Here is a 12,069-nt window from a genome sequence, read left to right as displayed (position 1 = left end):
CCGCGGGTCAGCGGCCGGCGCCCGGCCGGTACAGGCGCACGAAGTCCGCGACACCCGCGGCGACGAGCGCCTCGGTCTCGAAGTCGGCGAGCGGCAGGGCGCCGTGGAAGGAGCGCTGGACGACGCCGCCCGCGACCAGCTGGATGAAGCGCTCGGCGGCGTGGTCGCTGTCGTCGAAGGCGAGCAGCCCCCGGTCGGCGAGGCGCTCCAGGCGGCGGCCCAGTTCACGGGTGGCCTGCCGGGGGCCGGCCGTCCGCCACATCTCCACCACGCCGGCCGGCCAGGCGGCGATCTCGGCGCCGAGGTGGCGCACGATGGCGAAGTGCTCGGGGAAGTCGGCCAGCGGGGTCAGCCAGGCGTGGCCGAGCGCGATCAGGTCCTTCTCCAGGTCGGTGACGTCGGCGAGGTGATTCTCCGCGATGACCGTCAGCGCGGCGGCGACCGAGGCGGCGCCCTCCAGCAGGACGGTGAGCAGCAGCCGTTCCTTGTCCGGGAAGTAGTGCGTGACCGTGGCCTCGTCGAGGCCGCTCTCCCGGGCGATGTCCGCGACACCGCTGTGCGTCCAGCCCTCCCGGGCGAAGACGGCGCGGGCCGCCCGGACGACGTCCTGCCGTTCCTCGGCCGAGCCGGCGGGGGTGCGGGTGATCGTTGCTTCCTGGATGGCCATGAGTGTGTTCCTCCGTGTGGCGTTCGGACGGGAAGGCGGGCCGAGGGCGGCCGCGTCCTCGGGTGAGGGTGTCCGGTCGGGGTCTGCGGCCGGGGGGCGGTCCGGTCTACGGCCGGGGGGCGGGCGGCGTCGGCGGCCCGGGGGCCGGCGGCATCTGCGGTCGGGGGCCGACGGGGGTCTACGGCCGACGCGTCGGGTCGGGACGTACGACCGCCTCGGTCGTACACCCGGTCCGGTCAAGCAGCCGGTCCGGTCATGCACCTGGTCCGGTCGTAACCCCGGCCCGGTCGTCCGCCCCGTGTTCAGCGGGCCGGTTCCCCGGAGGTCCGGGTGCTGGGCTCGTCGGCCCTGCCGGTGACCGCGGCCGCGGGGCGGGCGCGCCGTTGGGCGACGAGCACGGCGGACGCGGCGAGGAGCGTGGCCACTCCGCCCGCCAGCAGGCCGGAGCGGGCGCCGAACCGTTCGCTGAGGGCGCCGATCAGCAGCGCGCCCAGCGGGGTGGTGCCCTGGAAGACCAGGGTGTAGAGGGCCATCACCCGGCCGCGGTAGGCGGGGTCGGTGCCCAGTTGGATCCGGTGGTTGGCGGCCTGCGCGAAGTAGATCGCGCCGAACCCGGTGCCCAGCAGCAGCACCAGGGCCGTGGCGTAGGTCGGGGCGAGCCCGGCCGCGGTCTCCAGCGCGCCGAACGCGAGGGCCGAGCCGGTCACGAGACCGGCCGGGGGCCGGCCGCGGCGGTGCGTGGTGACGAACGCGGCGAGCAGGGAGCCCGCCGCGAAGGCCGTCGTGAGCAGGCCGAAGTCGAAGGCCCGCGCGTGGAAGACCGTCTTGGCGAGCAGGGGCAGGGTGAGCTGGAAGTTGAAGCCCAGCATGCCGACGACGGCCACCAGGACCATCGGCAGCAGCAGGTCGGCACGGGCCGCCGTGTGCCGCAGGCCGTCACGGACGGGTGCCCGCTCGGGGCGCCGCCCGTCCCGGTGCAGTTCGCCCGGCCGCATCGCCCGCAGCGCGGCCACCGTCGCCAGATAGCTCACCGCGTTCAGCAGCATCACGGCCCCCGTGCCCAGCCAGCCGATCAGCAGGCCGGCGACGGCGGGCCCGGCCACGCGCGCGGCGTTGAAGTACGCGGCGCTCAGCGCGGACGCGTTGGGCAGGAGGTCGGCGCCGACGAGTTCGCTGACGAACGACATCCGGGTGGGCACCTCGACGGCGTTGACGAGGCCGAGCCCGAGGGCGAAGAGACAGACGTGCCACAGCCGGGCGACGCCCGCCAGCACCAGGACGCCCAGGCACAGGGCCAGCGCGCCCGAGGTGAGGTTCGCGCAGATCAGCAGCCGGCGCTTGTCGTACCGGTCGGCGAGGCCGCCCGCGTGCAGGGTGAACAGCAGCAGGGGCGCGAACTGAAAGGCCGTCACCATGCCCAGCGCGGTCCCGGAATCACCGGTCAGTGCGAGCACGAGCCAGTCCTGCGCGACCACCATCATCCAGGTACCGGCCACGGAGACGAGCTGTCCCGCCGCGAACAGGCGGAAGTTGCGGATCGTCAGGGACTGGAAGGTCCGGGCGCGAGGGGAATTCATCTCGTCCTTGGGGTAGGTCGGTCTCTGCCGCACACGGTGCGAGACGATTCGGGCACACGGCTGTGGACTCTGCCTCAAAGCTTCTTCGATCGCCGTCGGCCGGTCAAGGAATCCCATGTCAGATCCCGGTCAAACGTCGTCAGAAAAAGGTCATCCGGCAGATGACGGGGCGGGCGTGTCAGAAGCCGGAAAAGAACCTCCGGGATTTCTCTGAATTCCGTCGCGAAGCACAGGCGAGGTTCTGCCGCCCTTGCCGTCCCGAGAATTGCGGAATTAGCGTTCCCCTGTTCATGGGCGACCACTAGGAGGAGTTGCGGTGAACCAGGGGAGCATCCGTATGCCCGCGGTGACGACGGCCTGTGCCGGACACGGCTGTGCCCGTCGCGCGGACGGTGGCGGGGACCGGCGGCCGGCCGAGCCGGGTGCCCGGTTGTGCCGGCCGTGCCACGACCACCTGGTGCGGGACCTGACCCGGCTGCCGGAGCTGTACGAGGAATGCGCACGGCACCTCGACGGCAGCGGCGGCGAGCGCTGTGCGGAGCGCACCTCCGGCGGTCCGCTGCCCGGCACGCCCTTCAACTCCTGGGCCGCCGAGGTGCGTTCGTCGATCCTGGCCGTGCTCGGCTCCTGGGCGACGCTGGTCGTGGAGGAGCTGGGACTGGCCGGTCCGCGGCGGGCGGTGGGCCCGCTCGCCGCGTTCCTGCTCCGGCACAGCGGATGGCTCGCGCGGCATGACGCTGCCGGTGACCTGTCCGCCGAGGTGGCGCGGTTGGTGCGCCGGGCGCACAGCGTGATGGACCCGGTGACGCGCCGGCGCATACCCATAGGCGAGTGCGTGGAGCCGGGCTGCCCCGGCGGCCTGACCGCGGTCGTACGGCCCCAGCACCCCAAGTGGCCCGCCACGATCACGTGTACGGCGGACGGTTCCCACCGCTGGTTCGGACCCGAGCTGCTCCAGCTCAGCCGCCGGCTGGGCGGGGCCGCCGCGTCGGCGAAGGGTGCCACCGCGGGCACGACCGACACGACCGGCACGACCGGTACGACCGACCGGACCGGTACGACCGGTATGACCCGTACGACCGACACGACCGGAGCGACGCCCCCGACCGGTGCGGACGCCGAGGACCGGCCCGGATCCGGCGCGGCGGCCCCGCAGCCCGAGACGCGCTGGGTGACCGCCGCGGACATAGCGCGGCTGTGGTCCATGCCGCCGGGCAGCGTCTACCGGCACGCCAGCACCCGGAAGTGGCGGCGCCGCAGCCAGTCGGGACGCACGTACTACCACGCGGCGGACGTCTACGAGACGCTCAAGCACCGGGCGGGCGCGGCCTAGCCGGGCCCGCCGCGAACGACCGGCCACATCGCACGAGGGCTCCCGGCGTATCGCCGGGAGCCCTTGGTGCTGCGACTGTCGGACTCAGTCCTTGATCTCGCAGATGGCGGCGCCGGAGGTGAGGGAGGCGCCGACCTCGGCGGACAGGCCCTTGATGGTGCCGGACTTGTGTGCGTTGAGGGGCTGTTCCATCTTCATGGCCTCCAGGACGACGATCAGGTCGCCCTCCTTGACCTCCTGGCCCTCTTCCACCGCGATCTTCACGATGGTGCCCTGCATCGGCGAGGTCAGGGTGTCGCCCGAGGCGACCGGGCCGGACTTCTTCGCCGCGCGCCGCTTGGGCTTGGCGCCGGCGGCCAGGCCGGTACGGGCCAGGCTCATGCCCAGGCTGGAGGGCAGGGAGACCTCAAGACGCTTGCCGCCGACCTCGACGACGACGGTCTCGCGGCCCGCCTCCTCCTCCGCCTCGGCATCGGCGGGGGCGGCGAAGGGCTTGATGTCGTTGACGAACTCCGTCTCGATCCACCGGGTGTGGACCGTGAACGGGTCGGCCGAGCCGGTCAGCTCCGGCGCGAAGGCGGGGTCCTTCACGACCGCGCGGTGGAAGGGGATGGCGGTGGCCATGCCCTCGACCTGGAACTCCTCCAGCGCACGCGCGGCGCGCTGCAGGGCCTCCTTGCGGGTGCGGCCGGTCACGATCAGCTTGGCCAGCAGCGAGTCCCAGGCCGGGCCGATCACGCTGCCCGACTCCACACCCGCGTCCAGGCGCACACCCGGACCCGAGGGGGCGTCGAAGCGGGTGACCGTGCCGGGGGCGGGCAGGAAGTTGCGGCCGGGGTCCTCGCCGTTGATGCGGAACTCGAAGGAGTGCCCGCGCAGGACCGGGTCGTCGTAGCCGAGTTCCTCGCCGTCGGCGATGCGGAACATCTCCCGCACCAGGTCGATGCCGGCGACCTCCTCGGTGACCGGGTGCTCGACCTGCAGGCGGGTGTTGACCTCCAGGAAGGAGATCGTGCCGTCCAGGCCGACGAGGAACTCCACCGTACCGGCGCCGACGTAGCCGGCCTCCTTCAGGATCGCCTTCGACGCCCGGTACAGCTCCGCGACCTGCTCCTCGTTCAAAAACGGCGCCGGCGCCTCCTCGACCAGCTTCTGGTGGCGGCGCTGCAGCGAGCAGTCACGGGTGGAGACGACGACGACGTTGCCGTGCTTGTCCGCCAGGCACTGCGTCTCCACGTGGCGGGGCTTGTCGAGGTAGCGCTCGACGAAGCACTCCCCGCGCCCGAACGCGGCGACCGCCTCACGCACGGCGGAGTCGTACAGCTCGGGGACTTCCTCCAGGGTGCGGGCGACCTTCAGACCGCGGCCGCCGCCACCGAAGGCGGCCTTGATCGCGATGGGCAGGCCGTGCTCCTTGGCGAACGCGACGACCTCGTCGGCGCCGGAGACCGGGTCCGGGGTGCCGGCCACCAGGGGGGCGCCGGCACGCTGGGCGATGTGCCGGGCGGCGACCTTGTCCCCCAGGTCACGGATGGCCTGCGGGGGCGGGCCGATCCAGATCAGACCCGCGTCGATGACCGCCTGCGCGAACTCCGCGTTCTCGGAGAGGAAGCCGTAACCGGGATGGACGGCGTCCGCCCCCGACTCCCGGGCGGCATTCAGGATCTTGTCGATGACCAGATAACTGGAGGCCGGGGTGTCGCCGCCGAGTCCGAACGCCTCGTCGACCGCACGGACGTGCACCGCCTCCCGGTCCGGGTCCGCGTACACCCCCACGCTCGCGATCCCGGCGTCCCGGCAGGCCCGGGCCACGCGGACAGCGATTTCGCCACGGTTGGCGATGAGCACCTTGCGCACGATGTCTCTTTTCTGGGAGAGAACGGATGGTTGCGGCAGCCTCCCCGTCCGCCGCGGCCTCGCTCCGGGCACGTCGGGGGCGCGGTGCGGACGGGGGGGAGAGCCGGGTGAGGCGGGCGTCGAACGCCTCCCCCACCCGGCGGTGTTCAGCGCTTTCGCACGCTCACCAGGCGTAGGCCTCGGGAGCGGGCCGTGCCCCGTTCGGGCCGGGCGGCGGGAACAGTTCGTCCAGCTTCGCCAGCGTGGCGTCGTCGAGCCGGATCGTCAGCGCGGTCAGCGAGCTGTCGAGCTGCTCGGTGGTCCGCGGGCCGATGATGGGCCCGGTGACACCCTCCTGGGCGAGCAGCCAGGCCAGTCCGACGTGGGCGGGGTCCGCACCGATGTCGGCGCACAGCTTCTCGTACGCCTCGATGGTGTCGCGGTGCCGGGCGAGCACGCCGACCGAGCGGCCGGTGCTGCCCCGGGCGGTCCTGCCCTCCTTCTGCTTGCGCAGGACGCCGCCGAGGACGCCGCCGTGCAGCGGCCCCCACGGGATGACGCCGACGCCGTAGTGCCGTGCGGCGGGCAGGACCTCCAGTTCGACCCAGCGCGTCATCAGGTTGTACATGGACTGCTCGCTCACCAGCCCGAGGAAGTGCCGGGCGCGGGCGGCCTCCTGCGCCTGGGCGAGGTGCCAGCCGGCGAAGTTGGAGGAACCGAAGTACAGCACCTTGCCCTGCTGGCGCAGGACGCTGAACGCCTCCCAGATCTCCTCCCACGGCGTGTCCCGGTCGACGTGGTGCATCTGGTACACGTCGATGTAGTCGGTCTGCAGGCGCCGCAGCGACGCCTCGCAGGCGCGCCGGATGTTCAGCGCGGACAGGAAGCCCTCGTTGGGCCAGCTGCCCGTGGGGATGTAGACCTTGGTGGCGAGGACGGTCCTCTCCCGCCGGCCGCCGCCGGAGGCGAACCACCGCCCCATGATCTCCTCGGTGGACACCTCCCCCGGCCGCGTGCCGTACACGTTGGCCGTGTCGAAGAAGTTGATGCCGTGCTCGTGCGCGCGGCTCATGATCGCGTGACTGTCCTCCTCGGGTGTCTGCGTCCCGAAGTTCATCGTGCCCAGGACGAGCCGGGACACGGTCAGTCCGCTGCGGCCGAGCTTGGTGTATTCCATGGATTCCGATCCTTCGGATGGTGCTGTCTGTCCAACTGCCGGACATGGTCGGCGGTTCGGGCCGCCGGTCCCCGGTACCCGGCTCAGGCCGCGGCCGGCGCCGGGTACCACTCCTTCATGCGCGGGAAGTCCGCGTCCCAGCCCGGGCCGGGGAGCCGGCCCAGGTCCGCCCAGAGGGGCTCACTGTCGAACCAGTGGTCGGTGGCCAGCAGGTCCAGCGTGTGCAGGGCGGCGGCGTCGCCCGCCAGTAGCTCCCGGGCCTCCGCGACGTCCAGCTCCCGCCGGGGCGGCGGCGCCGCCAGGCAGCCGGCCGCGGCCTCCAGCAGGGCGGACGCCGGGGCCGGGGCCGGGTACGCCGCGTGGTAGACGCTCGCCGACAGGCGCTCGCGCGGCGCGAGGCCCACGCCGACCAGCAGGGCGGCCAGTTCGGTCACGGCGATGACCGAGTGCCGTGACGTCCACCCCGTCGGCGTGCCGCCGAGGTCCCGCAGCAGCCGGCCGAGCCCGGGGATCACCCACTCGTCGCCGGGGCCGTACAGCACGTGCGGGCGTACGACGATCCCGCCGGCGGCGAGGACGGCGTCCTCGGCGGCGGCCCGCGTCCGCGAGGTCGGCGACTGCGGGCGGCGTGCGAGCTGTCCGGGGTGGGCGCGGCGGAAGGTGCCGCGCCCGTACACGGAGGCGGTGCTGACGTACACGATGCGGTCCACGCCCGCGCGCCGCGCCTCGGCGACGAGCGCCGCGGTGCCGCGGGCGTTGACGGCCTCGTTGGCCTCGGGCATGCCGCCGATCTGCGAGGCGCAGTGCAGCAGGACGTCGACGCCGTCGCACAGTCCGCGCAGCGACGCCGGGTCCGCCAGATCGGCACGGACGGTCCTGACCGCGCCGGAGACCGGCTCCGGCGGCCTGCGGTACGAGGTCAGGGTGAGCCGCCCGGCGTGACGGGCCGCCGCACGGGCGACGCGGGCGCCGATGAAGCCGGCCGCGCCGGTGACCAGGACGTGGGGCGCGCCGAGGCCCGGGTGCCGGCCCATCAGGCGCGGGGCCGCAGCACGAGGCGTGCGGTGAAGACGGTCTGCCGGCCCTGGACCCCGTGCACCCGTACCTGTACGTCGCCGCCGTCGTCGGCGCCGAGCGGGTCCGCCTCGATGTAGCAGGGCTCGTCGAGTTCGGCGTACCGGGCGAAGGAGCTGTCCAGGTCGAGGACGAGGGCGTCGGTGAGGCCGGTCGCGGCGTGGGCGGCCTGTCGCGCCGCCTCCAGGAGCACCATGCCGGGGATGTGGTCGACAGGGTGGTCGAAGAAGATGGGGTGGTCGGTGTCGGCGCGCACCTCCCAGCGGTTGCCGGAGGCGCCGTCCTGCGACAGGACCACGTGTTCGGTGCCGGTACGGCCGACCAGCGCCGGGTCGACCGGCAGGCCGGGGAGGCGGTTCGCGCGGGTGGGGCGGTCCCCGCGCAGGCGCTGGTAGACGCCGGGAGCCGTGCACTTGAAGGCCGCCGAGGCGGTGGCCAGGGCCACTCCGTCGACCATGGCGGTGACCTCGTAGCGCATGCCGGCGAGCGCCTTGCCCCGGCGGACGATGTCCCGGCACACGGTGTGCAGTTCCACCTCGGTCGGGGCGGGCGTCGCGACGAACATGTCGCGGGTGGCGCTGAAGCCTATGCCGAGCATGAGGAACTGGTGCCCGAACGGCACCTCGTACTCGGCGTGCGAGAGCAGGGACCCTATCTGCCGGACCGATTCGACGAGCAGCAGCGGGTCCTGGTAGCCGCCCGACTGGGCGAAGAGGGCGTGCCCGCGCGGCCACTGCGCCCGCACCACGAAGGCGTCGGCCTGCTCGGCCGCCTGCCAGCCGGTGAGCAGGACTTCGGAGACCGCGGCACGGTGGACGTACTGGCGCGGAACGATCGTGGTGAGGGCGGTGTCGAGCATTGCGGTCATGATGTGCGCTCCCTTCTGTGTGTGTGCAGGGAGGGCAAACTGCTGCGCCATGCAGCAGCCCCCCGTTGACCAAGCCATAAGATACAGACAGGTCTGTCGGGTAAATCAAGTAAAAACTCGAAGCCCGTCACCCGGCGGACGGATTCGGCTCGGCGACCGCAGATGGAAGTGATCGTTCCGTAATCGATGCATCACGCAACGAAATACATGATCGGGCAACCTTGCCTGCTTACACCGAACAGTGTGGCGCATCTGGCAAAGTGAGCGACCCTCTCGATCCGACACGCAAAAGCGGCATATCACAGATCCACGCAGCTCACACGCGCGTGTCAGCCCCGCCCCCACCCAGCGGGCCCTACATTGACAATCAGACAAGTCTGTTTGGTATCTTCGCCAAGCACCTGGTTTTCCATCACAAACATCTGACAGGGCCGTCGCCAGCCCGAGTACAGGGGGAGCAGATGAACCGGCAGGTAGCAGACGCACCAGGAGCTCGCACCAGGTGGGAGCACTCCGCCCACCACCCCGGCCACCCCACCCCGCCTCGGCTGCACGCGCCGGTCGAGCACGCGGCGCTGCGCGTCCTCGTCGTGGAGGAGGAGGAACGCGCGGCCAAGACCCTGGTCCAGAACCTCACCCGAAGGGGGTATCGCGCGGAGAGCGTGGCCACCGGGACCCAGGCGCTCCAGGTCCACCACCAGGTCGATCTCATCCTGCTGGACCTGGACCTGACCGACCTCGACGGCCTGGAGGTCTGCCGGGGCATCCGGGCGGTGAGCGACACCCCGATCATCGCCGTCACCGAGCGCGGCAGCGAACTGGACCGGGTGCTGGGTCTCCAGGCCGGCGCGGACGACTACATGGTCAAGCCGTACGGCTTCCACGAGCTGCTCGCCCGCATCGGAGCGGTGATGCGCCGGGTCCGCCCCAGCCGGACGTCCCGCGTCATCGAGCACGGCCCGCTGCGCATCGACCCCGTCGCCCGCAAGGTGACCCTGCACGACCGTCCCGTCGACCTCACCCGCAAGGAGTTCGACCTGCTGCGCATCCTCGCGCTCCAGCCGGGGGCCGTGGTCTCCCGGCGGCAGCTGATGAGCCAGGTCTGGGACGACGCCTGGTCGCACAAGGGCCGCACCATCGACACCCACGTCAGCAGCCTGCGCGGAAAGCTCGGGTCCAGCGACTGGATCGTAACGGTCCGGGGTGTCGGGTTCCGCCTGGGCAACCCGTAACCCGGCCCCGGCACCTCAAGCGGGGCGCACCGGCCGACGCGGGCGGCGGACCGCGGCCCCACCCTGTGCGAAGGCCGCCGTCCCGCCGGCCCGGCCCGCCCGCGGGCGATTCCACCGGATCTCCAGCGCGCGCCGAGAGACTCCGAAACTGTCTGCACGAGGATGCAGACAAGTCGGTATACTTTTTTCTTCGGCGAGTGCGAGGGATCACGAATGGCGAAGCAGGAGCGCGGGACGCGGTCACGGCGGGCGATTCTCAGGGCCGCGGCCGAGGTGTTCGACGAGCGGGGTTACGACGCCGCGAGCACGAACGAGATCCTGGCACGGAGCGGTCTGACCCGCGGTGCCCTCTACCACCACTTCCCGTCCAAGGAAGCCATCGCCGCGGCTCTGCTGGAGGCGCACAGCGAGGCCCTCGTCGCACCCGACGACAGCACCAAGATGCAGGCGATCATCGACCTGACCTTCGGCTTCGCCTACCGGCTCCAGCGCGATCCGGTCCTGCGCGCCAGTGTGCGCCTGGCCGTGGAGGACACGTCGTTCACCCGGCCGGTCAACACGCCGTACGAGCAGTCCAGTGCCACCATCCGCGGGCTGCTGGAGCAGGCGAGGGAGCAGGGTGAGACCCTGCCGGGCCTGGACCTGACGGAGGCCACCACGATGATCGTCGGCTCCTTCACCGGCATGCAGGTGATGTCGCAGGTCTACACGAACCGCAAGGACCTTCCCGAGCGCGTCACCACCATGTGGCGGCTGTTGCTGCCCGGCATCGTCAGCCCCGGCATGATCGGCCACCTGCGCGTCACGCCACCGCCCGCGCCGGCGGCCGCGCCGGAACCCGCGGCTGTCGGCGCGTGAGCGGTCAGCCGTCACTCCCCCGGCCCTGAGCCGCCCCCCAGCTGCCACATCGGCAACAACCCGCCGATTCAGCGCCGTTCGGCGTCCGTGAAGAGCGGCAGCAGCGCGTCCCAGATCCGCTGCGTGCTCTCCGGGCGCCACCACGTCGTGTCCGTGTAGCCGAGCGAGATCAGTCCCGCGGTGACCACCACCGCCAGGTCCGCCAGCACTTCCCGCTCGGGGGTGACGGGGGCGTCCCCGAGGACCTCCTCGCGCAGCCGCGCCAGCAGCTCCTCCCTCAACCGGGGAGGGCTGTCGGTACCGTCGGCCGCCAACCGCACCCCGGCGCGCACCAGCTGATCCTCCGCCAGCGCCTTCCCCAGGGCGATGCCGAAACGCGCCGGCGCCCCGGCGCCCCGCGACGCGAAGCTGTCGTCGGCCAGCGCCAGGACGCGCTTCTCGGCCTGTGCGTAGACCTCGGCCAGCAGCTCCGCGATCGACGTGAAGTGGTGGTAGAGCGCGCCCCGGCTCACTCCGGCGGTGTTGCAGATGTTGACCAGGCCCGCGTCGGCGAAGCGGCCGTTCGCGATGAGTTGCACGGCGGCATACACGAGTTCCTGACGGGTCGACTGCGACCGCTTCTGCATCGCGCTTGCCCCTTGATCACTGCGGTACGACGGCTTGGAGAGCGAGCGGGTGCCTACTGACACCGCACTTAAATAAACCATACAACCATGCCTGTTTTGAAGAGATCAGCAGGCAACCGCGCGAACAACGGCTGAGAAGAAACCACAGGTCCCCGCCGAGTGACCTGCGAAGCCGCCGCTCTCACCGCACACCGCTTGTCTTATCAACAGACAGTTCTGTTTGCATTGGTGGCGGGAAGAGGCTGGGCGGAGGGGCCGCGGAGACGGGAGAGGCGGCAGAGAAGGGGGAAGCGGCAGACGAGTCGGGCTGTACGCCGGGTTCTGTTCCCGGTGCTCCTCGCGGAGCGCCGGGCGACGGCCATCCATCTAGGGCCGGCGTTGCCGCCGGCCTCGTGCGGTCTACCCGCGGACTCGGGCGGGCAGCCCTCGAACGTCCGCGCAGAGCGCCTCGTGTCCTTCCAGGCGCTCCTTTTGACCTTGCTCCGGGTGGGGTTTACCTAGCTGCCCAGGTCACCCTGGGCACTGGTGGTCTCTTACACCACCGTTTCACCCTTACCCTGCGCCGAAGCGCCGGGCGGTCTGCTTTCTGTGGCACTGTCCCGCGGGTCACCCCGGGTGGCCGTTAGCCACCACCCTGCCCTGTGGAGCCCGGACGTTCCTCGGGAAGCCCCCCGTCAAGGGGACTCCACGCGGCCGTCCGCCCGGCTCGTCTGCCGTGTGGACCATCGTACCCGGCGGGACACCCCGGTCGGGGCGGCGGCCGTCGCCAGCACCGAACCCGTCAGGATCAGGGCGAACGCCGCGATGATCGTCGCGGTCAG

The 12,069-nt window shown here is 71.9% G+C and carries 10 protein-coding genes and 1 other RNA gene; 3 read left to right on the top strand and 8 right to left on the bottom strand.

The window, feature by feature from the left end; genetic code table 11:
• Window positions 1-7: 7 nt before the first annotated feature.
• On the bottom strand, window positions 8-667 hold the full coding sequence (locus tag IE308_RS22860) for a TetR/AcrR family transcriptional regulator (RefSeq protein WP_110627872.1): 660 nt from the start codon (window positions 665-667) through the stop codon (window positions 8-10).
• A gap of 302 nt (window positions 668-969) precedes the next feature.
• Entirely contained in the window at window positions 970-2,244 is a 1,275-nt protein-coding gene (locus tag IE308_RS22855; RefSeq protein ID WP_190219345.1) for an MFS transporter, read from the bottom strand.
• Between the two features lie 316 nt (window positions 2,245-2,560).
• On the opposite strand from IE308_RS22855, the gene IE308_RS22850 reads away from it, so the two are divergent.
• A complete protein-coding gene (locus tag IE308_RS22850; protein WP_190219409.1) occupies window positions 2,561-3,577 on the top strand; it encodes a hypothetical protein in 1,017 nt (338 codons plus the stop codon).
• An 84-nt stretch (window positions 3,578-3,661) separates the two neighbouring features.
• On the opposite strand, the gene IE308_RS22845 is transcribed toward IE308_RS22850, so the two are convergent.
• The 4 genes from IE308_RS22845 to IE308_RS22830 form a co-directional block, all read right to left on the bottom strand.
• On the bottom strand, window positions 3,662-5,434 hold the full coding sequence (locus IE308_RS22845; protein WP_190219344.1) for an acetyl/propionyl/methylcrotonyl-CoA carboxylase subunit alpha: 1,773 nt from the start codon (window positions 5,432-5,434) through the stop codon (window positions 3,662-3,664).
• A 163-nt stretch (window positions 5,435-5,597) separates the two neighbouring features.
• The gene (locus IE308_RS22840) at window positions 5,598-6,590 is read right to left on the bottom strand and encodes an aldo/keto reductase (protein WP_110627876.1); all 993 of its coding nucleotides are present in this window, start codon (window positions 6,588-6,590) and stop codon (window positions 5,598-5,600) included.
• Between the two features lie 83 nt (window positions 6,591-6,673).
• Window positions 6,674-7,624: an NAD-dependent epimerase/dehydratase family protein gene (locus IE308_RS22835; protein WP_190219343.1), complete on the bottom strand. Its 951-nt coding sequence runs from the start codon at window positions 7,622-7,624 to the stop codon at window positions 6,674-6,676.
• On the bottom strand, window positions 7,624-8,532 hold the full coding sequence (locus IE308_RS22830) for a ScbA/BarX family gamma-butyrolactone biosynthesis protein (RefSeq protein WP_190219342.1): 909 nt from the start codon (window positions 8,530-8,532) through the stop codon (window positions 7,624-7,626). Before IE308_RS22830 ends, IE308_RS22835 begins: the two co-directional genes overlap by 1 nt.
• 461 nt (window positions 8,533-8,993) lie before the next feature.
• Here IE308_RS22830 and IE308_RS22825 point away from each other — a divergent pair, with 461 nt between their 5' ends.
• Both IE308_RS22825 and IE308_RS22820 read left to right on the top strand, forming a co-directional pair.
• Entirely contained in the window at window positions 8,994-9,764 is a 771-nt protein-coding gene (locus IE308_RS22825) for a response regulator transcription factor (RefSeq protein WP_110627879.1), read from the top strand.
• 213 nt (window positions 9,765-9,977) lie between these two features.
• Entirely contained in the window at window positions 9,978-10,622 is a 645-nt protein-coding gene (locus tag IE308_RS22820; RefSeq protein ID WP_190219341.1) for a ScbR family autoregulator-binding transcription factor, read from the top strand.
• A 68-nt stretch (window positions 10,623-10,690) separates the two neighbouring features.
• Here IE308_RS22820 and IE308_RS22815 read toward each other — a convergent pair whose 3' ends face one another.
• The gene (locus IE308_RS22815; RefSeq protein ID WP_190219340.1) at window positions 10,691-11,248 is read right to left on the bottom strand and encodes a TetR family transcriptional regulator; all 558 of its coding nucleotides are present in this window, start codon (window positions 11,246-11,248) and stop codon (window positions 10,691-10,693) included.
• A gap of 294 nt (window positions 11,249-11,542) precedes the next feature.
• An RNA gene (gene rnpB / locus IE308_RS22810) (RNase P RNA component class A) lies at window positions 11,543-11,957 on the bottom strand.
• Window positions 11,958-12,069 lie beyond the last annotated feature (112 nt).

The sequence above is a fragment of the Streptomyces griseosporeus genome, assembly GCF_014656055.1.
Classification (GTDB): domain Bacteria; phylum Actinomycetota; class Actinomycetes; order Streptomycetales; family Streptomycetaceae; genus Streptomyces; species Streptomyces griseosporeus.
This window is presented reverse-complemented; position numbering and strand designations above follow the sequence as displayed.

Excerpts from the sequence above, each read along its gene's own strand:
- IE308_RS22860 (WP_110627872.1), bottom strand. The coding sequence starts at position 667 with ATGGCCATCCAGGAAGCAACGATCACCCGCACCCCCGCCGGCTCGGCC.
- IE308_RS22855 (WP_190219345.1), bottom strand. The coding sequence starts at position 2,244 with ATGAATTCCCCTCGCGCCCGGACCTTCCAGTCCCTGACGATCCGCAAC.
- IE308_RS22840 (WP_110627876.1), bottom strand. The coding sequence starts at position 6,590 with ATGGAATACACCAAGCTCGGCCGCAGCGGACTGACCGTGTCCCGGCTC.
- IE308_RS22835 (WP_190219343.1), bottom strand. The coding sequence starts at position 7,624 with ATGGGCCGGCACCCGGGCCTCGGCGCGCCCCACGTCCTGGTCACCGGC.
- IE308_RS22830 (WP_190219342.1), bottom strand. The coding sequence starts at position 8,532 with ATGACCGCAATGCTCGACACCGCCCTCACCACGATCGTTCCGCGCCAG.
- IE308_RS22825 (WP_110627879.1), top strand. The coding sequence starts at position 8,994 with ATGAACCGGCAGGTAGCAGACGCACCAGGAGCTCGCACCAGGTGGGAG.
- IE308_RS22820 (WP_190219341.1), top strand. The coding sequence starts at position 9,978 with ATGGCGAAGCAGGAGCGCGGGACGCGGTCACGGCGGGCGATTCTCAGG.
- IE308_RS22815 (WP_190219340.1), bottom strand. The coding sequence starts at position 11,248 with ATGCAGAAGCGGTCGCAGTCGACCCGTCAGGAACTCGTGTATGCCGCC.